Raw genomic sequence first — 21,890 nt, 5'->3', positions numbered from 1 at the left:
GGAATGTATCGACCAGCTAGTGATGAATACGCGTAGCGGCGTGCTCGGGCTGTTGATGCTCTTTTGCCTGATAGTGCTCATCTACTTGCGCGGACGGCGGATCGAACGCCCCGCAATCGCCTGGCTGAGCCTGCTGATCCTTGCCGGTGTGATCGAGCTGATCCCGATGCTCATCGGCTTTGCCGGGGCCTACAATATCTGGCCGGGCCTCACCTTCCTGCCGACACAGGTGGCATTGCTGACGGGGCCTTTGTTGTTCCTGCACGCCCGCGCCTTGATAGTCGGCGGCAAGCCCGGGAGATGGCTGTGGCTGCTGGCGCCCGGCGCGGCCTATTGGCTCTACCAGCTCTGGGCGTTCACGATGCTGGGGGACTATCGCGCCAAGTGGGCATTCAACGACGCGGTCCATGTTCCCTATGTCGTTCCTGCCGTCTTCGTCGGGATCCTCGTGCTGCTATTGTTCGGCATCGTCGCGACATGGCGCTTGTATCGACGATATCGCGATTGGCTCGACAATAATCGAGCCGACGGCATCGAGTTCGATGCCGTCTGGGTGCGCCATTTGATCATTCTGGTCGCCGTCGCGGGCCTGATCTGGCTGGGCGGCGAATTGGCCTACTTCTTCATGGAATGGGGATATGAGCGCGCCTTCATCGTCGACATGATCCTGCTTGGCTTGCTCGGGATGGTCGGGCTCGAGGCGCTGGTTCGCTTGCAGGCGCCCTATCCGAAGATGGGTGGGTCACAGGCGATGACCACGGAAGACACCTCGCCTGCACGCGATTGGCGACAGGAAGGCGAACGGATTCGTGAAGCTGTCCGTGAGGGCGGCTGGTATCTCGAACCGGGCCTGTCCCTCGACGATGTGACCCGCCGGGCCGCAAGCAATTCGACCTATGTCAGCCGCTCCATCAACGAAGGGCTCGGCGTGAATTTCAGCGAGCTCGTCAATGGATTGCGGGTTGACCATGCCAAGCAGCAAATGCGCACGAGCGGGCAGACCATCTTGGAAATCGCGCTGGATTCGGGATTTGGAAGCAAGGCCAGCTTCAATCGCGTCTTTCGTGATCTGACCGGCCAGACACCAAGCCAGTATCGCCGCTCGTCAGACTAGCGCCAGTTGCCCGTCTCCATCCATCTGAGCGCCGGCTTGAGCGGTAGCACCCATCCGAGCCCTGCGATCAGATAAAAGACCATTTGCAGCAGGACCGGCCAGCCCTGGATCCAGTCCGCGATGGTCACGGCCAAGATCGTCCAGGCGATGATCCAGGCACAAATGCCGAATACGCCGAGTGCGACGCGGCCTTTCGGGGTGCCGACTGGTTCGTGGTCGCGAACGCTCATGACTGGGCTTCGAACTCCTCTTCGCTGCGCGGCGAGATGAACCGGTGCATCGGCACGTCCCAATCGTCGCGCGGTATGTCGCCATCGATCCGCTGCATGTGCCAGCCAATGGCGACGCGTTGCGCCTCGGGGAGATCGGGCAAGACGCGATCGAAATGACCCTTGCCCTGACCAAGGCGGTATCCATGTGCGTCTATAGCGAGCAACGGGATCAGCAGCATATCCGGCTTTACTTCCGTACAGTCGGTCGACGGCTGGGGAATATTGAAGGGACCGCGCTGGTCGGGATTGCCTAGCCGGTAGATGAACGTGTCGCTGCCTTCGTCGAAGGCTGGAAAGGCGATGTCGCGGCCGAGCCGTTTGGCGCGCTCAAGCGCGCGCAGGGGCGAAATCTCGAAACCGATAGGCGCGTAGGCGCCGAGGATGCTCGCGCCGGCAAGGAGCGGAGCGAGACGCTCGGCCAGCTGCTCCTCGAGCGCGAGGCGAGTCGCTGGCTCGAGCCTGGTCACGAATTCGCGCCGTTGTTTGCGCATCATCCTGCGCAGGCCTGCTTTTTCGGAAATGGGTGACGGGACCGCCATGGTCGTTTGCCTCTTTATCCTCTGACGCCAAAACGTCAGGTGGGCGCCATATATCCCGAACCACGGTCCGGGTAGGGACAGCTCCCTAGGATGTAGAAAGCCTCAGGGATAGTCGAACGCTCGTGCCCGGCAGTACCCGTCAGTTGGCGCATGTAGGGAGCCTAGGCCTGTTTCTCAAGCTTTTCGGCGAGCGATTCGAGCCGGTCGGCAAGGCGGACCACGCTTTCGGTCGCTGCCGGATCAATGGCCTTGTCGTCTTCGACTAGGTCGTCGGCGAGCATCAGCGCGACGTAGAAAAAAAGACTGGAGTCGGTGAGCGTGCCCAATGCCGACTTGGCCCTCGTGCAGCGCTCGTCGACGAGTTGACCGGCGCGGACCAGTTTTTCCTCTTCGCCGTCGGCAGCGCGGACACGATAGTCTCGGCCGTTGATATGGAGGGTAACCTCGCTCACGCCTCGGTCTCCTTGCGCGCGATCAGCTGGTCGAGCTCATTGAGCACACCGCGCATTTCCTCGCGAAAGGCCGCATCGCCTTGCCCCTTTTCGGGCAATGCCGACTCGATCCGGTCGAGGGCGGCGTGCGCGCGTGCAAGCGCATTGGCGAGGTCGGGTTCGGCCATGGTGCAATCTGGGTTAACCGTCGAGCGCAGCGGCTGCAAGCCGCATGAGGTTGACGCGCACGCGCGCGCCAGCAATAGCGGGCCTGACAGGGGCATGTCCCGCAGGGGGCGGGACGGCGCCTGCCTGTTTGTCTCGATCCCAAGGAGCCGGCATGCCGACCAAGCGCCGCCTAGCCAATGCCATTCGCGCCCTTTCGATGGATGCGGTCCAAGCCGCCAATTCGGGTCATCCCGGCATGCCAATGGGCATGGCCGATGCTGCCGTGGCGCTCTACGCCGACCATCTCAAGCATGATCCGAGCGATCCCCATTGGCCCGACCGCGACCGCTTTGTTCTGTCGGCCGGCCATGGCTCGATGCTCGCTTATGCGCTTCTTAACCTGTCGGGCTACGCACACCCGACGATGGAAGAGATCCGCCACTTCCGTCAGGTCGGCAGCCCGTGCGCAGGCCATCCTGAAAACTTCCTGCTCGACGGCGTCGAAACGACGACCGGTCCGCTGGGGCAGGGGCTCGCGACTGCGGTCGGCATGGCGATTGCCGAGCGGCACCTGAACGCCGTCTATGGCGACGACCTCGTCGATCACCATACCTATGTCATCGCCGGCGATGGCTGCCTGATGGAGGGAATCAACCACGAGGCCGCGGGGCTTGCCGGGCACCTCCAGCTCGGCCGCCTGATCGTGCTGTGGGACGATAACGAAATCACCATCGACGGACCGACCGATCTGTCGCGGACCGAGGACGTGCTGGCGCGCCATGCGGCGATGGGCTGGTCGACGCATGAATGCGACGGGATGAACGCCGACAGCGTCTCCAAGGCGATCGCCGAAGCCAAGACTACTTACAAGCCGAGCATTATCCGTTGCCGCACGACGATCGGGTTTGGCGCACCCAACAAGCAGGGCACTGCGGCGACGCATGGCGCACCGCTTGGCGATGAAGAGATTGCAGCCGCGCGCGAAGAGCTGGGCTGGGATGCCGAGCCCTTCGTGATCCCCGACGACGTCCGCGAGGCATGGACCGAGATCGGCCAGCGTTCGCAGGATGCGAAGAAGTCGTGGGAAGAACGCCTGGCAGGTCATTCGAAAGCCAGCGAATTCAAGGATCGTATCGACGGCAAGCATGACCGCCGTTGGCAGGGCAAGCTGTTCGACGAACTGATCGCCAACCCGCAGAAGATGGCGACCCGCAAGGCCAGCCAGATCGTGCTCGACGCGATCAACGAAGCCGTTCCCTCGACCATTGGCGGATCGGCCGACCTTACCGGTTCGAACAATACCAAAGCGGGCGGTATCGAGCCGCTCACCGCTTCCAATTATGGCGGGCGCTACATCTATTACGGCATCCGTGAATTCGGCATGGCCGCGGCGATGAACGGCATGGCATTGCATGGCGGCGTGCTACCCTATGGCGGCACCTTCCTCGTCTTCGCCGACTATTCGCGGCCGGCGATCCGCCTCGGCGCGCTGATGGGTGCCAAGGTCGTCCATGTCATGACGCACGATTCGATCGGGCTTGGCGAGGACGGACCGACCCACCAGCCGGTCGAACATCTGCAAAGCCTGCGCGCGATGCCGGGTCTCACCGTCTATCGGCCCGCCGATGCGGTCGAGACCGCCGAAGCCTGGGCCGATGCGCTGGCCGCCGACGGACCCGGCCTGATCGCGCTTTCGCGCCAGGGCCTGCCGCAGGTCCGCCTTGAAAAGCATGAGGACAATCTGGTCGCCAAGGGTGCCTATCGCCTGAAGGCCGCCAAGAATGATCGCAAGGTCATCCTGATTGCGACGGGCAGCGAGGTTGGCCTCGCGATGGAAGTCGCAGGGCGGCTTGAAGAAGACGGCATCGGTGCCGATGTGGTCTCCATGCCGAGCTGGGAGAAATTTGCCGCACAGCCGCAGGCTTATCGCGACGATATCCTGCCCGATGTGCAGCCCAGCGAAATCCTGCGCGTGTCGATCGAAGCCGGCACGACGTTCGGCTGGTCCGACATCACCATGAAGAATGGATTGAATATCGGGATCGACCGCTTCGGCGCGTCGGCACCGGCGCCCGATCTGTTCGAGAAATTCGGCTTCACCGCCGACGCCATTATCCCCCAAATCCTGGAGCGTTTGAACAATGACTAAAGTCGCCATCAACGGTTTCGGCCGCATCGGTCGCCTCGTCGCGCGGGCCCTGCTCGAGCGGGACGATCACGACCTCGAACTGGTCGCCATCAACGACCTTGCCGATGCCGACTCCAACGCGCTCCTCTTTCAGTACGACTCCACGCACGGCCGTTTCCCGGGCGAGGTTAGCGTTGCCGGTGACAGCATCGTCGTGAATGGCAAGTCGATCGCCGTCACCAAGGAACGCGAGCCCGGCAAGCTGCCGCACGGCGACATGGGCGTCGATATCGTCCTTGAATGCACCGGTTTCTTCCAGTCGGTCGATGCCGCGAGCCCGCATCTTGATGCCGGCGCAAAGCGCGTCCTCATCTCGGCCCCCGCCAAAGGCGACCTCAAGACGATTGTCTATGGAGTGAACCATGGCACGCTCACGGGCGACGACCATATCGTTTCCAACGCCAGCTGCACCACTAACTGCCTGGCGCCGGTCGCCAAGGTCCTCAACGACACGGTCGGAATCGAGCGTGGCTTCATGACGACGGTGCACAGCTACACCAACGACCAGCGCATGCTCGACCAGATGCATGGCGACATGCGCCGTGCCCGTGGCGGCGCGCAGAACATGATCCCGACGACGACGGGCGCAGCCCGCGCGGTCGGTCTCGTCCTGCCTGAACTCAACGGCAAGCTGGATGGCTCGTCGGTCCGTGTGCCGACGCCGAATGTGTCGCTGATCGATCTCGTCTTCCAGCCCAAGCGCGACACCAGCGCGGACGAATTGAACGACGCGCTCAAGACCGCGGCGCACGGCCCAATGAAGGGCGTGCTCGATTTCACAGATCAGCCGCTCGTCAGCTCGGACTTCAACCACCATCCGGCCAGTTCGACGGTCGACAGCCTCGAAACCAGCGTGATGGAGGGCAAGCTGGCCCGCGTCGTCAGCTGGTATGACAATGAGTGGGGCTTCTCGAACCGTATGATCGACACGGCCGGCGTGATGGCCAAGCTGATCTGAACGATATGAGCTTCAAGACCCTCGACGACCTGCCGGGCGACCTTTCGGGCAAGACCGTGCTTGTGCGCTGCGACCTCAATGTGCCGATGGCCGATGGGGATGTGAGCGACGATACGCGGCTGCGCGCGCACCTGCCGACGCTGAACGAGCTGTGCGACCGTCAGGCCAAGGTGCTGATCCTGTCGCACTTCCGTCGCCCCAATGGCGCGCCGCAGCCGGGCATGTCGACGGCTTTGCTGGTCGAGCCGCTGCGCGAGCGGACCAAGCGAAGCGTGCGCTATATCGAGGATTGTCAGGGCCCCGAGGCCAAGCGCGCCATCGGCATCATGCTGCCGGCTTCGATCGGTATCCTCGAGAATACGCGTTTCCATAAGGGCGAGACCGAGAATGATCCGGCGCTCGCTGCGGCGATGGCGGAGCTTGGCGACTATTACGTCAACGACGCCTTTTCGGCTGCGCACCGTGCGCATGCCTCGACGGTCGGAGTCGCCAAGCACCTGCCGGCCTTTGCGGGCCGTGCGATGGAAGCGGAACTGACGGCGCTCGATACGGCGCTCGGCAGTCCCGAGCATCCGGTGGCGGCCGTGGTTGGCGGGGCGAAGGTTTCGACCAAGCTCGCCGTGCTCGAAAACCTGGTCGAAAAGGTGGATCACCTGATCATCGGCGGCGGGATGGCCAATACCTTCCTCGCAGCGCGCGAGGTCCAGGTGGGCAAGAGCCTGATGGAAGCCGACCTCGTTCCGCAGGCCAATGCCATCTTCGCGGCGGCGGACAAGCATGATTGCACCATCCATCTGCCCTACGATGTCATCGTGGCGAAGGAATTCGCGCCCAACCCCGACAGCGTGCGGACCTGCAATGTGCATGAGGTCGCAGCGGACGAGATGATCCTCGATGTCGGCGAGGGTGCGGTCGAAATGTATGGCGACGCGCTCAAGAATTGCCGGACCCTGGTATGGAACGGGCCGCTCGGCGCCTTCGAGACCGAGCCGTTCGATAAGGCGACGGTCGCGCTGGCGCGGACGGCGGCGGCGCTGACCAAGGAAGGCGGCCTCGTTTCGGTCGCCGGCGGCGGCGATACGGTCGCCGCCTTGAACCATGCCGGTGTTGCCGATGACTTCACCTTCGTGTCGACGGCAGGCGGTGCCTTCCTCGAATGGATGGAAGGCAAGGCGCTCCCGGGCGTCGCTGCACTGGAAGGCTAAGCGAGATGGCGGATATTGCGTCGGTCATCGAGACCCACGAACATCAGATCTGGCGCGCGTGGATCCAGCGCGACGTCAAGGCTATGAAGAAGCTGACCAGCCGCAACATGATGATGGTCGTGGGCGCAGGGCGCGCCCAATTGCTCGACCGCGCAAGCTGGGTGCAGGCGAGCACGGCGGGCTTCACCTGTTCGGGTTATCGCCTTCGCGACATCCTGGTGCGCAAGCACGGGTCGAGCGTCTGGTTCACCGCGACGGCGGAGCTGGAGATGGAGCTGGATGGCGAGCCCTGGAAGGGCGACTTCTGGCTCACCGACCTGTGGCAGCGCTCGACCGTAACGCGCAAATGGGCGCTCAGCGAGCGCAGCATCTCTCGCACCGTCGTTGACGAGCGCGTGCCCAAGGCGATCCGCCAGCTGCAGCTCTGGCGCTAGTCGTCCATCCGATATTCGGGATTGGGGAAGCCGGGCTTTGATCCGTCGTCCCACTGGCTGCGCACATTGCCGACCGCGGGGATGCCGCCGGCGGTCTTCAGCATCTGCGCCATGTGCATCAGGTTGAAGGCCATGAAGGTGGTGTTGCGCTGGGTGAAGACACTGTCGAAGCCGACGCGTGAGCCGTCATCCTTTTCATCGCCATAGGAGGGACCCGGGCCGGCCTCGCCGATCCAGCCGCAATCGGCCTGGGGCGGGATGGTGTAGCCGACATGCTGCATCGAATAGAGCACGCCCATGCCGACATGCTTGATGCCGTCTTCGTTGCCGGTAACCACGCAGCCGCCGACCTTGCCGTAAAAGAGATACTGGCCCTTGTCGTTGGTCTGGCCCGAATGGGCGTAAAGCTTTTCGATAAAGGCCTGCGCGAGCGATGATTTTTCGCCAAGCCAGATAGGCGTGCCGAGCACGCAGATGTCGGCGTCGATGATGCGCTCGCTGATCTTGGGCCAGTCGTCGCGATCCCAGCCATGTTCGGTCATGTCGGGATAGACGCCGGGCGCAAGCAGGTGATCGGACAGGCGAACGCGGTCGACCTCGACCTTTCCGCGCTCGAAAATCTCTCCGACGATATCGAGGAGTGTGTCGGTATGACTGTCCTGCGAGGGATGCTTGAGCGAGGCATTCACCAGGACCGCTTTCAGCTCCGAAAAATCCAAGTCTTCGGCCTCGGCCTCGTCACAGACCTTGATCATCTGCTCGGACATCATCGTCATTACCATTCCCCTCATTCGTGCTTTACACCAATACGCCCGGCCAGCGCGAAAGTTACAAAATGAGGGCGTGAACGTTCACAGCGTTGCGCGCTCGAAGCGCGCTGGCTACGGGCGCTCGCATACGTATGCATGTGCTGGGAGGGGAGCCCCGAATGACCGATCCGAAAATGATGGCGCAGATGGTTGGCGGCGCCGGTTTCATCGCCGCGCTGGACCAGTCCGGCGGCTCGACGCCCAAGGCGCTGGCTGCCTATGGCGTCGGCGAGGATGCCTGGGGCAGCGAGGACGAAATGTTCGGCCTCATCCACCAGATGCGCCAGCGGATCGTCACCGCGCCGAGCTTCTCCGGCAAGAAGGTGCTGGGCGCGATCCTTTTCGAGAAGACGATGGATGGCGATGCCGACGGCAAGCCGGTCCCGCAGCTGCTGTGGGAACGCGGCGTCGTGCCCTTCCTCAAGGTCGACAAGGGGCTCGAGGACGTGACGGCTGGCGTCCAGATGATGAAGCCGATGCCCAAACTGGACGGCATGTGCGCGCGCGCCAAGGAAAAGGGCGTGTTCGGCACCAAGATGCGCAGCGTCATTCATGAAGCGAACGAAGAGGGCATCGCCGCCAATATCGACCAGCAGTTCATGTTCGCGCGCCAGATCATCGCCAACGGCCTCGTCCCGATCGTCGAGCCTGAAGTGAATTTGAAGAGCGAGAGCCGCGCCGACTGCGACGCTTTGGTGCTGCGCCACGTGCTGCGCAATCTCGACAAGCTTCCCGATGGCGAGCGTGTCATGCTCAAATTGTCGCTGCCGGTCGAAGACGATCTCTACGCCCCGCTGGTCGCGCATCCGCGTGTGATCCGCGTCGTTGCCTTGTCGGGCGGCTATGAGCGCGACGAAGCCAATGCCAAGCTCAGCAAGAATCGCGGGATGATTGCGAGCTTCAGCCGCGCGCTGCTGCAGGACCTTCGTGCCGACATGGACGATGCCCAGTTCGACGCGGCGCTGAGCGGTGCGATCAACAGCATCTACGAAGCGAGCGTCTGCAACGGCTAGCTTTTTCCGCGCATGCGGGGGTAGAGGGGGCGCATGGACGAACCCCATTTCTATGCCCCGCCGCCGCGCGAGCATCCGTGCGATCTCTACCTTATTAGCCCGCAGGACGTGACCGGCGACTTTGCCGCACGTCTCAAGGATGCGGTCCAGCACGAGCGGGTGAGCGCTTTCCAGCTGCGCGTCAAAGGCATGAAGAGCCATGACCTCGCGCGCGCTGCCGAACCGCTGCAGGAAATCTGCGCCGAGGCCGACGTCGCCTTCATCGTCAATGATGATGTCGCCATGTGCAAACGCTTGGGAGCGGACGGCGTCCATCTCGGACAGGGAGACGGCAACGCCAAGGAAGCGCGCGCCATTCTCGGTCCCTCCAAGCAGATCGGCGTCACCTGCCATGCCAGCCGCCATCTTGCCATGCAGGCGGGCGAGCAGGGGGCGGACTATGTCGCCTTCGGCAGCTTCTACCCGAGCCAGACCAAGGCCAGCGAGCATCGGCCCGAGCCGACCATCCTGTCCTGGTGGGCAAACTTGTTCGAGCTGCCCTGCGTCGCGATCGGCGGAATTACGCCGGACAATGCCGAACCGCTGGTGCGCGCCGGTGCCGATTTTCTCGCCGTAAGCCAGTCGGTTTGGGGCGCCGAAGATGTCGCCAAGGCGGTCGCTGCTTTCGATGACGTCCTTGCGGGAAGCCTGGCGGACCGCTAGGGGCAGCGCCCGAAGGAACGCTTTGCGTGTTCCGCGCTCTTTATATCTTTGTAGACCCAAGCATCGAGGAATTCTTCGACATGAAAATGAATGCTGTCGATATCCGTCCCGGCAATATCATCGAATATGAAAACGGCCTCTGGAAGGCGGTGAAGATCCAGCACACCCAGCCTGGCAAGGGTGGGGCCTACATGCAGGTCGAACTCAAGAATATCGAGGATAACCGCAAGACGAACGTGCGATTCCGCTCCGCAGAATCGGTCGAGAAGGTGCGGCTCGATACCGACGATTATCAGTTCCTGTTCGCCGATGGCGAAGAGCTGACCTTCATGGACAAGAAGAATTTTGAGCAGGTCATCGTCCAAAAGGAATTGATCGGCGATCAGGCCGCGTTCCTGACCGATGGCATGGACGTCATCCTCGAGCTCTACGAAGGCCGACCGATCAGCGTCCAGCTGCCGCAGCATGTCGAGGCCGAAGTGGTCGAGGCCGATGCGGTCGTGAAGGGCCAGACGGCGAGCGCCAGCTACAAGCCGGCCGTGCTCGACAATGGCGTCAAGATCATGGTCCCGCCGCACATCGTTGCCGGCACCCGCGTTATCGTCGACACGGGCGAATTCACCTACGTGAAGCGCGCCGACTGATGCGGTTCATCCTCCCCACCATTGCGTCCTTCGCCTTGCTGGCTTGTTCCGGTGGAGAGGAAGCCGTGGCTCCAGAAGAAACGGCGGACGTCGAAGTCGTCGAGAGCGAGGGTGGCGAAGTCGCCAGCTTCGGAAACGGCGTGCAGACCCTCGTCAGCGACGCAGGGGTCGAAGAAACGGCGGAGCGTCTTGAAGCGACGCTCGAGGCCAATGGCTTCACCATCGTCGCCAAGCTCAACCACGCCGAAAATGCTGCGACGGTCGAACTCAACATGTCGCCGGCGATCAGCATCTTCTTCGGCAAGCCCGAAGTCGGCACGCACCTCATGAAGTCCGCGCCGTCGGCGGCACTCGACTTGCCGCAGCGCATGGCGATCTACGAGACGGTCGAGGGCGAGGTGGCGATTGCGTACAATAGCCCGGTATGGCTGGCCTCGCGCCATGGCATCGAGGGTGAGGATGCGCGGCTCGATGCAGTCGCAGACGCACTGGAAATGCTGGCCACGACGGCCGCCGGCCAATTGCCGGAGCCGCCCGAGGCGGACAACAAGGAAGAATAGAGAAAATGGTATCCCATTCGGGTCTCATCACCGTGATGGAACGCGCCGCGCGCAAGGCCGCGCCGCGTCTGCGCCGCGATTTCGGCGAAGTCGAGAATTTGCAGGTGTCCAAGAAAGGCCCCGCCGATTTCGTCTCGATGGCCGACAAGCGCGCCGAAGAAACGATCATCGACGAGCTGCGCTATGCGCGTCCCGATTGGGGCCTGCTGGTCGAGGAAGCGGGAGAGATCGAAGGCGATCCCGACAAGCCGCGCTGGATCGTCGATCCGCTGGATGGCACGTCGAATTTCCTGCACGGCATCCCGCACTTCGCCATCTCGATCTCGGTTGAGGACAAGAAGCCTAATGGTGATCCCGAAATCACCCACGCGCTGACCTATCAGCCGATCACGGATGAAAGCTTCTGGGCCGAAAAGGGCCGCGGTGCCTGGCTGCAGGACCAGCGCCTGCGCGTGTCGGCGCGTCGAAATCTCGACGAAGCGCTGATCGGTACCGGCATGCCGCATTGGGGTCGCGGTGACGTGGCCAAATGGAGCCGTATCTATGGCGCCATCGGCCCCGAAGTCTCGGCGATCCGCCGTTTCGGTGCGGCAACGCTCGATTTCGCCTGGGTCGCTGCGGGTCGCCTCGATGGCTTCTGGGAAGACGATCTCGACCTGTGGGACGTGTCGGCAGGCCTCCTCCTGGTGCGCGAAGCGGGCGGTTTCATCACCGACTATCGCGGCCAGGATCGCATGCGGCAGAAGCGCGAATATCTCGCCGCCTCGGGCGAACTGCACAGCAAGCTGCACAAGCTGGTCGCCGGCGCCCTGCGCTAGCACGTGAAAATATGGTCCTTTAGGCGGTTGCGGGAGAGGGGTTTCCTGTCCTAAAGCCGCGCCGAGAAGTCCGCCCGGAGAATGTCCCTTGGCAAGCGTTGCCGCAGATTATCTGCCGATCCTTCTGTTCCTCGCCGTCGCGCTCGCGCTGTCGGTCGCGTTCGTGTTCGCGCCCATGGCGATCAGCCGGGTCACGGGGGCGCATCAGCCGAACCCCGAAAAGCTGTCCGAATATGAATGCGGTTTCCCCGCCTTCGAGGATAGCCGCGACCAGTTCGACGTGCGTTTCTACCTAGTCGCGATCCTCTTCATCATCTTCGATCTTGAAGCCGCCTTCCTGTTTCCGTGGGCCGTGACCCTGATGGGGACCGGTTGGGCGAGCTGGATTGCGATGATGATCTTCCTCACCGAATTGACGCTGGGCCTTGTCTACGCCTGGCAAAAGGGAGCGCTGGAATGGGAGTAACCTACACTCCGCGTCCGACCGAGCAGGACATTGCCCGTATCAAGGGTCTGGAACCGGGCGTGCCGGAAAACTTGCCCGAGATTGACGAGGCGACCCGCCAGAAGTTCGAGGAAATGCAGAAGGAGCTCGATGAGAAGGGCTTCCTTGTCACCTCGACCGAAGAGCTGTTCAAGTGGGCGCGCACCGGCTCGCTGTGGTGGATGACGTTCGGTCTCGCTTGCTGCGCGGTCGAAATGATCCATGTGAACATGCCGCGCTACGACCTCGAGCGCTTCGGTGCGGCGCCGCGCGCGAGTCCGCGCCAGAGCGACGTGATGATCGTCGCGGGCACGCTCTGCAACAAGATGGCCCCGGCGCTGCGCAAGGTTTACGATCAGATGAGCGAGCCGCGCTACGTCATCTCGATGGGCAGCTGCGCCAATGGCGGCGGCTATTATCACTATAGCTACAGCGTCGTTCGCGGTTGCGACCGCGTCGTGCCGGTCGATGTCTATGTGCCGGGCTGCCCGCCGACCGCGGAAGCCTTGCTCTACGGCATCATGCAGTTGCAGCGAAAAATCCGCCGCGAGGGGACGATCGAGCGATGAGCCTGTCCTTCCCCAAGATTGAAGCGCGCGACGATTTTCTCGATGGCTTCAAGAAAGCCATCGGCAAGGGCCTTGTCGAGACCAAGGACCATGTCGGTGAATTGACGCTTACAGTGACGCGCGATGCGCTGGTCGCGGCGCTGGGCCTGCTGCGCGATGAATATGGCTATCAACAGCTGATGGAAATTGCCGGCGCGGACTATCCCGAGCGGGCCGAGCGGTTCGACGTCAATTACCACCTGCTGTCGGTGACGCATAACCATCGCGTCCGCGTGAAGGTGACAACCGATGCCAAGACGCCGGTGCCCAGCATCGTCGACCTGTGGCCGGTGGCTGGCTGGCTCGAGCGCGAAGTGTTCGACCTTTTTGGCGTCGACTTTGCGGGCAATCCCGATTTGCGCCGCATTCTCACCGACTACGGCTTCGAGGGGCATCCGCTGCGCAAGGATTTCCCGATGACGGGCCATGTCGAGCTGCGTTATTCCGAAGCCGAGAAGCGGGTCGTGTACGAGCCGGTGAGCCTGGCGCAGGATTTCCGTACCTTCGATTTCCTATCGCCCTGGGAAGGCGCCGAATATCGCCTGCCGGGTGATGAAAAGGCCGAGGGTAATGCGCCCGGCGCGCAGACGCCGGCCAAGGCGCCTACGGCTGAGAAGGTCGACCCCAAAGCACCGCCGCCAAGCCCCAAGGTGACCGAAAAGCCTTCGGACACGGGCGCGGGCAAGCCGACCAACGAGAAGGCCAAGGAAGAAGCACGCGACAGCGCTGCCGACAAGGCCGACCATGCGGGCGGCAAGGATACCGATACGGACGCGCCCGAAACGCGCGGAGACACGCCGGCCAAGCCGCGTGAGGAGAAGGGCGAATGACGACCAAGGTCGAAATCCAGACTTTCCCCGACGAGCGTGCGATGGAGTTCGACGCCACGCGCGAGCATGGCGTGCATCTCGACCAGCCCGATACGGCCGGTGACGACACGATCCAGAACTACACGATCAATTTCGGCCCGCAGCACCCTGCGGCGCACGGCGTGCTGCGCCTGATCATGGAGCTGGACGGCGAAATCGTCGAGCGCGTTGATCCGCACGTCGGCCTGCTCCACCGCGGCACCGAGAAACTAATCGAGTACAAGACCTACGCGCAGGCGCTGCCTTATTTCGATCGACTCGATTATTGCTCGCCCATGTGCATGGAGCATAGCTACGTGCTCGCGGTCGAGAAGCTGATGGGCCTCGAAGTGCCGCTGCGCGCGCAATATATCCGCGTTCTGATGGCCGAGCTGACGCGCATCTCCAACCACATGCTCAACCTCGGCAGTCACGTCATGGACGTGGGCGCGATGACGCCCAACCTGTGGCTGTTCGAAGTGCGCGAAGACACGATGCAGTTCTACGAGAAGGTGTCGGGCGCGCGCATGCATGCCAACTATTTCCGCGTCGGCGGTGTCCACCAGGACATTCCCGAAAGCGTGCTCGCCGAAATGGGCGAGTGGCTCGATACGCGCCTTCAGCTTTTCGAGGATGCGATCAGCCTGGTCGCCGACAACCGCATCTTCAAGCAGCGCAACGTCGATATCGGCGTCGTCAGCAAGGAAGATGCGCTGGCCTGGGGCTTTAGCGGCCCGATGATCCGCGCGTCTGGCATTCCGTGGGACCTGCGCAAGTCGCAGCCCTACGAAGTCTATGACCGCATGGAATTCGACGTGCCGGTCGGCACCAATGGCGATTGCTACGACCGCTTCATGGTCCGTGTCGAGGAAGTGCGCCAGTCGGCCCGTATCATGCGCCAGTGCCTCAAGGAAATGCCAGTCGGCCCGATCGGCAGCCTCGACCGCAAGGTCTTCCCGCCCAAGCGCGCGGAGATGAAGCAGTCGATGGAAGCGCTGATCCACCACTTCAAGCTCTATACTGAGGGCTATCACGTGCCCGCCGGCGAGGTGTATGTCGCGACCGAAAGCCCCAAGGGCGAATTCGGCGTCTACCTCGTCGCCGACGGTACCAACAAACCCTATCGCTGCAAGATCCGGCCGACCGCGTTCAGCCATTTGCAGGCGATGGATTTCATGATGAAGGGCCACATGCTGGCGGACACCACCGCGGTGCTGTCGGCCATCGACGTGGTGTTCGGGGAGTGTGATCGCTAATGGCCGGTCGTCATTTTGCAGCCGATACCGAGGCGCTGCGCCAGCAGTGGGGCAGTTTTGCGTGGGACGATGTCGCGCAGCCTGAAGCCGACAAGATCCTCGCCAAATATCCGGCGGGTCGGCAGGCGTCGGCTTGCCTGCCCTTCCTCGACCTGGCCCAGCGGCAGGTCGGGCGGATGACCGATACGCAAGGCTGGCTGCCCATTCCGGTGATCGAGTTCGTTGCGACGGCGCTCGACATGCCAGTGGTGCGGGTGATGGAAGTGGCGAGCTTCTACACCATGTACAATCTCGTCCCCGTCGGGAAATACCACGTCCAGGTGTGCGGCACGACGCCGTGCATGCTGCGCGGGTCGGACGATGTCATGAAGGCCTGCAAGGCCAAGGGCATGAAGAAGGGCCACACAACCGAGGACGGTCTGTTCACGCTGACCGAGGTCGAATGCATGGGCACCTGCGCCAACGCACCGATGATGCAGGTGAACGATGATAATTACGAGGATTTGACCGAGGAAAGCACGACCAAGATTCTCGATGCGCTGGCAAAGGGCGAGAAGCCCAAGGTCGGCAGCCAGGTCGGCCGCACCTCGTCGGAACCTGCGGGTGGCCCGACGACGCTCAAGAAAATGACCGAGCGCAACTACGACTATCGGGGTCAGTGGTAATGCAGAACGTCGTCAAGATCATCGCCGGGATCATCATCATCCTGCTGGCCTTCTCGATCCTCAAAAATCTGTTCGGCCTCCTCATCGGGGTCGCACTCGCTGCCGGCGTGTATCTCGGCGCGACGAAATTGCTGGAGAAGAAGTGATGAACGGCATCACTAGCATCACCGACAAGGATCGCATCTTCACCAACGTCTATGGCTTCCAGAGCCCGGGGCTGAAGGAAGCGCAGGCGCGTGGTGACTGGGACGATACCAAGGCGCTCCTGAAGCGCGATCCCGATGCGATCATCGAAGAGGTTAAGGATTCAGGCCTGCGCGGCCGCGGTGGTGCGGGCTTTCCGACTGGCGTGAAGTGGGGCTTCATGCCCAAGCAGCCGACGCCCGGCCGTCCCAACTTCCTCGTGATCAATGCCGACGAATCCGAGCCCGGATCATGCAAGGACCGCGAGATCATCCGGCACGACCCGCACAAGCTGGTCGAAGGCGCGCTGATCAGCAGCTTCGCGATGCGCGCGCGGGCGGCCTACATCTATATTCGCGGCGAATATATCGCCGAGGCCGCTGCCATGCAGCGCGCCATCGACGAAGCCTATGAAGCGGGCCTGATCGGCAAGAATGCCTGCGGCTCGGGCTATGATTTCGACCTGTTCCTGCACCGCGGGGCAGGGGCTTACATTTGCGGCGAAGAGACCGCGATGCTCGAAAGTCTCGAGGGCAAGAAGGGTCAGCCGCGCCTCAAGCCGCCTTTCCCGGCGGGTGCGGGCCTCTATGGCTGCCCGACGACCGTGAACAATGTGGAATCGATCGCGGTCGTCCCGACGATCCTTCGTCGCGGCGCTGCCTGGTTCAAGAGCTTCGGTCGCGAGAACAACCACGGCACCAAGCTGTTCCAGATTTCGGGCCATGTCGAAAAGCCCTGCGTGGTCGAGGAAGCGATGAGCATCCCGTTCCGCGAGCTCATTGAAAAGCATTGCGGCGGCATCACCGGCGGTTGGGACAACCTCTTGGCGGTGATCCCGGGCGGCTCGTCCGTCCCGCTGGTCCCGGCCAAGGACATCATGGACTGCCCGATGGATTTCGACGGCCTCAAGGAGCAGGGCTCGGGCCTTGGTACCGCGGCGGTCATCGTCATGGACAAGTCGACCGATATCGTGAAGGCGATCAGCCGGATTTCGTACTTCTACAAGCATGAAAGCTGCGGCCAGTGCACGCCGTGCCGCGAAGGCACGGGCTGGATGTGGCGCACCATGGAGAAGCTGGTTGAGGGCGATGCCGATATCGGCGCGATCGACCGTCTCTACGACGTCACCAAGCAAGTCGAGGGCCATACCATCTGCGCGCTTGGCGATGCAGCGGCATGGCCCATCCAGGGCCTCATCCGTCACTTCCGCCCCGAGCTGGAGCGCCGTATCGCCGAACATGGCGATGAAGAGCGGGCCGCTGCCGAGTGATTGCTTCGCTGATCGCGCTGTCGCTTGCTTTCCAGGACGTCACGCCGGAGGCCGCATTCGTTGCGTGCGTGGCCGAGAAGGACATGGACGCTGCGACCGCGATCCGAGATGCGGATAGCCAGGACACATTCGAAGCGTCGCTGATGGCAGCTTTCGCGCTCTGCCCGGTCGAAGTCGCGGAATTCAGCATGAAGAACCTGTTCGACGCGCTGGCCGAGTTGCCCACAGCCGAATAATCCGTTCATCCTGCAGCTTGCATTGACCGGCTAGAAAGCCGACCATTCGGAGGATTCCGAAGGGAGAATATGCATGCGTTTGCGTAATATGGGTCTTGGTCTGGTGACGGCAGCGATGCTGGCGGCGCCTTCGGCTGCCCAGCCTGCCGGTGAAGCGGACATAGACCGCAGCTATTTTGCGTCCGATCTCAGTCTGTCAAACCTGCTTGATGACCCTGCCGGTGCGGCAGGGATGGTTCGTGCGGCGGGTACGCTGGCGGACTGCCTGGTGCGGGCGGGCGGCAACAGTGCCGGCGGCCTGATCGGCGGTCCGGGCACCAACGATGCCGAATATGCGCGGCTGATGCGCGGCGTCACCGTGACCTATGCGCAGTGCAAGACTCCGCGAGCGCGGGGTCTGCATCCCTATTTCGTCAATGGCGCGCTGGCCGAGCGTTTGCTGTTGTCGCAAAATCGTGACTGGGTGCCGCGCGCGGCCAATGTGAACGCAGCGCAGGCGCAAAGCTTCTACCAGCCCCAGCGCGGCCAGTCGGGCATGGAGAACGTCGGGCGCTGCGCTGCGGTCTTCTCGCCGGGCTTCGTCATTCAGGTGCTGATGACCGAGGCGGGGTCGGATGCCGAGGAAGATGCGCTCGACGCGCTCTATGCTGCGACGCCAGAATGCGGGCTGCGTGAACGCCCCGAAGCCATTCCCGAAATCTACCAGCGATCGGCGCTGGCCGTCGGACTGTGGCTCTGGAGCAACCGCTAGCGGACATTCGTCGGTCGTTCATCGGCCTGACAGTTTTGCCCGTCGAAAGCCGATGGCGCCCAGCTTATGCTATACCAGCATGACGCATTGTTGAGTTTACCGAGGGACGAGGGGAGACACCCGATGATCAAGACCATTTTGCTGCGCACCGCGATGGTGGGCGCTGCCATGACGTTCGGCGCGACCGCCGCTCACGCGCAGGCCCAGCCTGACGGCAATTCGCTGCGCCCCAATGCGCAATATTTCGAGAAGGAATTCGAAGCCCGCAAGACGATGGGCGAGTCGGGTGAATCGGCCAATGTCTTCGAGCGTTCGAAGATGGTTGCCAGTTGCGTCCAGCGCCAGGCTGGCGACGAAGCCATGGATCTGGTTGGCGGCGAGCTGACCGATGACGAGGATTATGACGCGCTCAACGGCGCACTCAGCCGCAAGTATCGCCAGTGCATGACCGAGGAATCGAGCGGCCTTCCGATCGATTATGTCGGTCTCGCGCTCGTCGAAACCATCGTCCTTGCCAAGCGCGAGGAAATGGTCACGCCCAAGCCGGTCACCGACATGGCGGCCGCGCAGGCCTTCATCGTCGGCGGTGACGATGACCTGCCGATCGACAAGGTCGGTCGCTGCATTGCGGTCCTGGCGCCCGCCAGCATCGTTCGCGTGATGGACACCGAGTCGAACAGCGATGCCGAAAAGGATGCGCTGCAGGCTGCTTATCAGTCAGCGCCCCAGTGCGGCGTCAGCGAACGTCCCGAGATCGAAGACATGGTCCAGCGCCGTGCGATGGTCGAAGGGCTCTATGCGTGGCGGATGATGCAGGACAGCTAGGTCCCGCTCACCAACCTGCATTGAAGATCGAGGCGGCGGCGTTCCATCGGGAGCGTCGCCGCTTTCTTCTATTTGCTTCGGAAATGGCAGTTTCCGGCGGAAAGGGCGTGCATATTCACTTGGCGTTCACCTGACCAAGCGCTCCATCGCGGACCATGCTATGGTCGCCTGACAAGAAGAGGGGAATGAGATGAAGGAGTTTACGGCAGCTGCGCTTTTCGGAATGGTGTCGGCCACCATGGCCACGTCGGCATTTGCTTATGCCGACGGCAAGGATGTCGAATTGGCAGTCGAGCGACAGTCTGCATCCGCCTTCAACCAGCCCACGCCCACGCCAACCCCCACTCCGACACCGCCGCCTCCGCCCGAGCGCCCGATTGGCAATCCGGGCGGTGGCTTCGAACCGCCTTGTACGGGCGATAATTGTCCGGGCTATTCGGATCGCCGTCCCAATGCCGAGACGTTCGAACGCGAATTCTACCTGCGGCAGATGGAAGCCGCGATGGGCACGCCCGCAAACCGCATCAAGATGTGGCAGGAGGCGCAGCGTGTGGCACAGTGCCTTCATCGAAGGGCAGGCGAGGAGACCGATCAACTGGTCGGTGGGGCAATGCTCGAGGACGAGAAGTTCGAACGCCTCGCCAACGGCCTGGCCCGCAGGCATCGCAGCTGCGTCACCGACGAATCTGCGACCGTTCCGGGCGAAGTCCTCAATGCCGCGTTGATGGAATTGCTGGTCCTCAACGGCATGGACACGATGCGCTTCGGGCTTGGCAGCGTTCCAGTCGCGCAAGCCCAGGCCTTTATCGAGGGCGATGGCGAGGTCGATGTCGACGCTATCGGGCGCTGTGTCGCGATCCTGTCGCCAGCAAGGTCGCTGGGCGTACTCGAAAGCGAGCCAGGGACGGATGCAGAATTGCAGGCGCTGAACAGCCTTTATCGCTCCGCCCAATCGTGCGGGCTCGAGGAAAGTCCTGAAGATATTGACCCCATTTTCCAACGCGTTGCGGTGGCTGGGGGGCTCTATTACTGGGGCACGAACCGCTACGGGACGGTCGAAGTCGAAGACGAGTAAATCGTCCGGAATGGCGGAAGTTGGCGCTTTCTGAACCTCCGTTCAGAAAATGTTCAGTCGCATTGTCTTCATCTATGTTAGCAAGATCATCGATCTCGCCATGTTGTTGCGCGTTCGGGACGGAGCCGACCGTCTTTGCCTGCTCGGGCATGACGCAATGGCCAAGTAAAGGGGTATAGTAATGAAGAAACTTGCGCTCGCCGCGACTGCGGCCGTCGTTTCGCTGGGGCTGGCAACGCCTGCCATGGCGCAGTCCAACTCCAACGGGCAGACCAATACACCGACCCGCAATAGCGGCAGCCTGTTCACGCCCAATCCGTCGCTTCAGGTTCGCGTGCCCCCGGCGCCCAACGCCTTTTCGGGCGAGCGTGGTCGGGTGCAGAATCGCTATCTCGAAATTGCCTGGCTCAGCACGCGCTTCAATGGCGAAGAGTATCGCACCTCGGCGCAGCTTTATCGCCAGGCCATCAATGTCGCCGATTGCGTTGCCGCCTCCAAGGGTGCGGGGATGATGGAATATGTCCTGATCGGCGACACGGGTGACTATGAAAAGATGGTCCGCGAGATCCGCAAGAATCACGGCGTCTGTGTCGACACCATGGCCTATAGTGTCCCGGCCGATTTCCTCCACGCCGCGATGGCGCACAAGGCGGTGCGCCTCGAGCGCCGTACCGCAATGGTCGATCCCGACCTTGCGCGCGATTATGTCGCGGGTGACGAGGAAGAGGCGAGCATCGAAATGGTGTCGCGTTGCCTGGTTGCCAACAATGCGCGCGCGGTGCGGACGTACCTCGACAGCGATCTGGCCGAGAGCAATGAGGAAGAGGCCGCTCGCCTCGACGCCCTCTATGCGTCGATGCCGCAATGCGGTTTGTCGGAAAGCCCCGATGCGTCGACGCTTTATCAGCGTATTGCGCTCAGCCACAGCCTGTCACAGTGGGTACGGCTGACCTAAGGAGTAATTTCGACATGACGATTTCCGTTTCCGCCGGCCGTGCCGGTATCGCCGCCCTTGCAGCCATCCTTTCGGTCAGCGCGGGAACGGGAAGCGCCATGGCGCAGGAAGCCCCGCCTGCCGGGGGCGACGAGGAAGAGGCGCCGATCGTCATCAGCGGCGAGCGGCCTTCCGACCCCGGCAATCGCGGTAGCCGCGATCCCGAGCGTCCCGACGAATTCTATGCCGTCCAGCAGAATGACGAGGACGGCACGATCGACTGGCAGCTGCTCTACCTGCTGCGCGAGCAGAACAAGAATAGCGTTCGCGACCGCTACGGGCATGCAGGCTATATGGCGCAGTGCGCGCTTGCCAGCGTGGGCGAGGATGCGGTTTCCTATGTCGATGTCAGTGCCGAGCCCGATTACGAAGCCCTCATGAAGGCATTCAAGGGCCGTCACGCCCAGTGCGTCAACAGCGCCCAGCGCGCTGCGCCCGTCTATATGGTCAATGCCGCGCTCGCCGAAATGCTGGTCGTCAATGCCTTGCCGCAGCCCCCGCTGCGCGCTGAGGGGGTGGATACGGCGCGCGCCGCCGACTTCGTCTTCGGCCCCGAGCCCGAGAGCGATATCAACACGGTCGCACGATGCGCCGTCGTCTATTCGCCGGGCCTTGCCTATGACGTTCTCTTCACCTCGCCGGACAGTAAGGAAGAGCGCGCCGCGCTCGAACTGCTCTATGCCAACACGCCGGAATGCGGCTTGTCGGAACGGCCGAAGATGGAGCCCATCTACCAGCGTACCTCGCTCGCCGTGGCGCTGTTCAAGTGGAATGAGCTCGGTCCGCTGGCCGCGTCGGCCGACGAATAGGGCAATTTTTCACCCTTTAAAGGCCTGAAAT

27 protein-coding genes and 1 pseudogene are annotated in these 21,890 nt (G+C 62.6%); 23 read left to right on the top strand and 5 right to left on the bottom strand.

The features are described from left to right. Positions 1-22: 22 nt before the first annotated feature. The gene (locus tag NDO55_RS04375) at positions 23-1,114 is read left to right on the top strand and encodes a helix-turn-helix domain-containing protein (protein WP_252112783.1); all 1,092 of its coding nucleotides are present in this window, start codon (positions 23-25) and stop codon (positions 1,112-1,114) included. Here NDO55_RS04375 and NDO55_RS04370 read toward each other — a convergent pair. From NDO55_RS04370 to NDO55_RS04355, 4 genes are all read right to left on the bottom strand, one after another. Then, positions 1,111-1,344: a DUF2842 domain-containing protein gene (locus NDO55_RS04370; RefSeq protein ID WP_252112781.1), complete on the bottom strand. Its 234-nt coding sequence runs from the start codon at positions 1,342-1,344 to the stop codon at positions 1,111-1,113. The genes NDO55_RS04375 and NDO55_RS04370 overlap by 4 nt on opposite strands. Then, positions 1,341-1,925, bottom strand: coding sequence for a 5-formyltetrahydrofolate cyclo-ligase (locus NDO55_RS04365; protein WP_279639084.1), 585 nt, complete (start codon positions 1,923-1,925; stop codon positions 1,341-1,343). The genes NDO55_RS04370 and NDO55_RS04365 overlap by 4 nt, the downstream gene beginning before the upstream one ends. A 161-nt stretch (positions 1,926-2,086) precedes the next feature. After that, a complete protein-coding gene (locus NDO55_RS04360) occupies positions 2,087-2,377 on the bottom strand; it encodes a cell division protein ZapA (protein WP_252112777.1) in 291 nt (96 codons plus the stop codon). Continuing rightward, positions 2,374-2,544 carry a hypothetical protein gene (locus tag NDO55_RS04355; RefSeq protein WP_252112775.1) on the bottom strand — a complete coding sequence of 57 codons (171 nt, stop codon included), beginning with the start codon at positions 2,542-2,544 and terminating at the stop codon, positions 2,374-2,376. Before NDO55_RS04355 ends, NDO55_RS04360 begins: the two co-directional genes overlap by 4 nt. A 152-nt stretch (positions 2,545-2,696) precedes the next feature. Here NDO55_RS04355 and tkt point away from each other — a divergent pair, with 152 nt between their 5' ends. Genes tkt through NDO55_RS04335 form a run of 4 tightly spaced genes read left to right on the top strand, consistent with a single transcriptional unit; the run spans position 2,697 to position 7,309 of the window. Further along, positions 2,697-4,673 (top strand): transketolase, encoded by a 1,977-nt coding sequence (gene tkt / locus NDO55_RS04350; protein ID WP_252112773.1) that lies wholly within the window; start codon positions 2,697-2,699, stop codon positions 4,671-4,673. Then, on the top strand, positions 4,666-5,670 hold the full coding sequence (gene gap / locus NDO55_RS04345) for a type I glyceraldehyde-3-phosphate dehydrogenase (RefSeq protein WP_252112771.1): 1,005 nt from the start codon (positions 4,666-4,668) through the stop codon (positions 5,668-5,670). The genes tkt and gap overlap by 8 nt, the downstream gene beginning before the upstream one ends. A 5-nt stretch (positions 5,671-5,675) precedes the next feature. After that, on the top strand, positions 5,676-6,875 hold the full coding sequence (locus NDO55_RS04340; protein ID WP_252112769.1) for a phosphoglycerate kinase: 1,200 nt from the start codon (positions 5,676-5,678) through the stop codon (positions 6,873-6,875). 5 nt (positions 6,876-6,880) lie between these two features. After that, on the top strand, positions 6,881-7,309 hold the full coding sequence (locus tag NDO55_RS04335) for a nuclear transport factor 2 family protein (protein WP_252112767.1): 429 nt from the start codon (positions 6,881-6,883) through the stop codon (positions 7,307-7,309). Here the strand turns inward: NDO55_RS04335 and NDO55_RS04330 are convergent. After that, the gene (locus NDO55_RS04330; RefSeq protein WP_252112765.1) at positions 7,306-8,085 is read right to left on the bottom strand and encodes a flavodoxin family protein; all 780 of its coding nucleotides are present in this window, start codon (positions 8,083-8,085) and stop codon (positions 7,306-7,308) included. The two genes, NDO55_RS04335 and NDO55_RS04330, sit on opposite strands and share 4 nt — an antisense overlap. Positions 8,086-8,237: 152 nt before the next feature. Between NDO55_RS04330 and NDO55_RS04325 the strand changes: the two genes are divergently transcribed. From NDO55_RS04325 to NDO55_RS04240, 18 genes and pseudogenes are all read left to right on the top strand, one after another. Continuing rightward, positions 8,238-9,131: a fructose bisphosphate aldolase gene (locus NDO55_RS04325; RefSeq protein ID WP_252112763.1), complete on the top strand. Its 894-nt coding sequence runs from the start codon at positions 8,238-8,240 to the stop codon at positions 9,129-9,131. A 33-nt stretch (positions 9,132-9,164) separates the two neighbouring features. Then, positions 9,165-9,833 carry a thiamine phosphate synthase gene (gene thiE / locus NDO55_RS04320; protein WP_252112761.1) on the top strand — a complete coding sequence of 223 codons (669 nt, stop codon included), beginning with the start codon at positions 9,165-9,167 and terminating at the stop codon, positions 9,831-9,833. Positions 9,834-9,913: 80 nt separating this feature from the next. Next, positions 9,914-10,477: an elongation factor P gene (gene efp, locus NDO55_RS04315; protein WP_252112759.1), complete on the top strand. Its 564-nt coding sequence runs from the start codon at positions 9,914-9,916 to the stop codon at positions 10,475-10,477. Next, positions 10,477-11,037, top strand: a complete 561-nt coding sequence (locus NDO55_RS04310) for a DUF302 domain-containing protein (RefSeq protein ID WP_252112757.1) — start codon at positions 10,477-10,479, stop codon at positions 11,035-11,037. The genes efp and NDO55_RS04310 overlap by 1 nt, the downstream gene beginning before the upstream one ends. A 5-nt stretch (positions 11,038-11,042) precedes the next feature. Next, positions 11,043-11,855 (top strand): inositol monophosphatase family protein, encoded by an 813-nt coding sequence (locus NDO55_RS04305; protein WP_252112755.1) that lies wholly within the window; start codon positions 11,043-11,045, stop codon positions 11,853-11,855. 88 nt (positions 11,856-11,943) lie between these two features. Further along, positions 11,944-12,321: an NADH-quinone oxidoreductase subunit A gene (gene ndhC / locus NDO55_RS04300; protein WP_252112753.1), complete on the top strand. Its 378-nt coding sequence runs from the start codon at positions 11,944-11,946 to the stop codon at positions 12,319-12,321. Between the two features lie 122 nt (positions 12,322-12,443). Beyond that, positions 12,444-12,908: pseudogene (locus NDO55_RS04295) on the top strand (NuoB/complex I 20 kDa subunit family protein); the annotation flags it as partial. Next, positions 12,905-13,777: an NADH-quinone oxidoreductase subunit C gene (locus NDO55_RS04290; RefSeq protein ID WP_252112751.1), complete on the top strand. Its 873-nt coding sequence runs from the start codon at positions 12,905-12,907 to the stop codon at positions 13,775-13,777. The pseudogene NDO55_RS04295 and the gene NDO55_RS04290, both read left to right, overlap by 4 nt. Positions 13,778-13,818: 41 nt before the next feature. Then, a complete protein-coding gene (locus NDO55_RS04285) occupies positions 13,819-15,051 on the top strand; it encodes an NADH-quinone oxidoreductase subunit D (protein WP_252115530.1) in 1,233 nt (410 codons plus the stop codon). Continuing rightward, positions 15,051-15,716, top strand: a complete 666-nt coding sequence (locus NDO55_RS04280) for a complex I 24 kDa subunit family protein (protein WP_252112749.1) — start codon at positions 15,051-15,053, stop codon at positions 15,714-15,716. Before NDO55_RS04285 ends, NDO55_RS04280 begins: the two co-directional genes overlap by 1 nt. Further along, positions 15,716-15,862 carry a hypothetical protein gene (locus NDO55_RS04275; protein ID WP_252112747.1) on the top strand — a complete coding sequence of 49 codons (147 nt, stop codon included), beginning with the start codon at positions 15,716-15,718 and terminating at the stop codon, positions 15,860-15,862. The genes NDO55_RS04280 and NDO55_RS04275 overlap by 1 nt, the downstream gene beginning before the upstream one ends. After that, positions 15,862-17,169 carry an NADH-quinone oxidoreductase subunit NuoF gene (nuoF, locus tag NDO55_RS04270; protein WP_252112745.1) on the top strand — a complete coding sequence of 436 codons (1,308 nt, stop codon included), beginning with the start codon at positions 15,862-15,864 and terminating at the stop codon, positions 17,167-17,169. The genes NDO55_RS04275 and nuoF overlap by 1 nt, the downstream gene beginning before the upstream one ends. Next, positions 17,166-17,405 (top strand): hypothetical protein, encoded by a 240-nt coding sequence (locus NDO55_RS04265; RefSeq protein ID WP_252112743.1) that lies wholly within the window; start codon positions 17,166-17,168, stop codon positions 17,403-17,405. Before nuoF ends, NDO55_RS04265 begins: the two co-directional genes overlap by 4 nt. Positions 17,406-17,478: 73 nt before the next feature. Continuing rightward, the gene (locus NDO55_RS04260; protein ID WP_252112741.1) at positions 17,479-18,156 is read left to right on the top strand and encodes a hypothetical protein; all 678 of its coding nucleotides are present in this window, start codon (positions 17,479-17,481) and stop codon (positions 18,154-18,156) included. Between the two features lie 123 nt (positions 18,157-18,279). Then, complete coding sequence (locus tag NDO55_RS04255) at positions 18,280-18,981, top strand: hypothetical protein (protein ID WP_252112739.1); 702 nt, start codon at positions 18,280-18,282, stop codon at positions 18,979-18,981. Between the two features lie 190 nt (positions 18,982-19,171). Then, entirely contained in the window at positions 19,172-20,056 is an 885-nt protein-coding gene (locus tag NDO55_RS04250; protein WP_252112737.1) for a hypothetical protein, read from the top strand. A 181-nt stretch (positions 20,057-20,237) separates the two neighbouring features. Beyond that, the gene (locus tag NDO55_RS04245; protein WP_252112735.1) at positions 20,238-21,011 is read left to right on the top strand and encodes a hypothetical protein; all 774 of its coding nucleotides are present in this window, start codon (positions 20,238-20,240) and stop codon (positions 21,009-21,011) included. Positions 21,012-21,025: 14 nt separating this feature from the next. Next, complete coding sequence (locus NDO55_RS04240; protein ID WP_252112733.1) at positions 21,026-21,859, top strand: hypothetical protein; 834 nt, start codon at positions 21,026-21,028, stop codon at positions 21,857-21,859. The last annotated feature ends 31 nt before the right edge of the window (positions 21,860-21,890 follow it).

The sequence above is a fragment of the Sphingomicrobium sediminis genome (assembly GCF_023805295.1).
GTDB lineage: Bacteria > Pseudomonadota > Alphaproteobacteria > Sphingomonadales > Sphingomonadaceae > Sphingomicrobium > Sphingomicrobium sediminis.
This window is presented reverse-complemented; position numbering and strand designations above follow the sequence as displayed.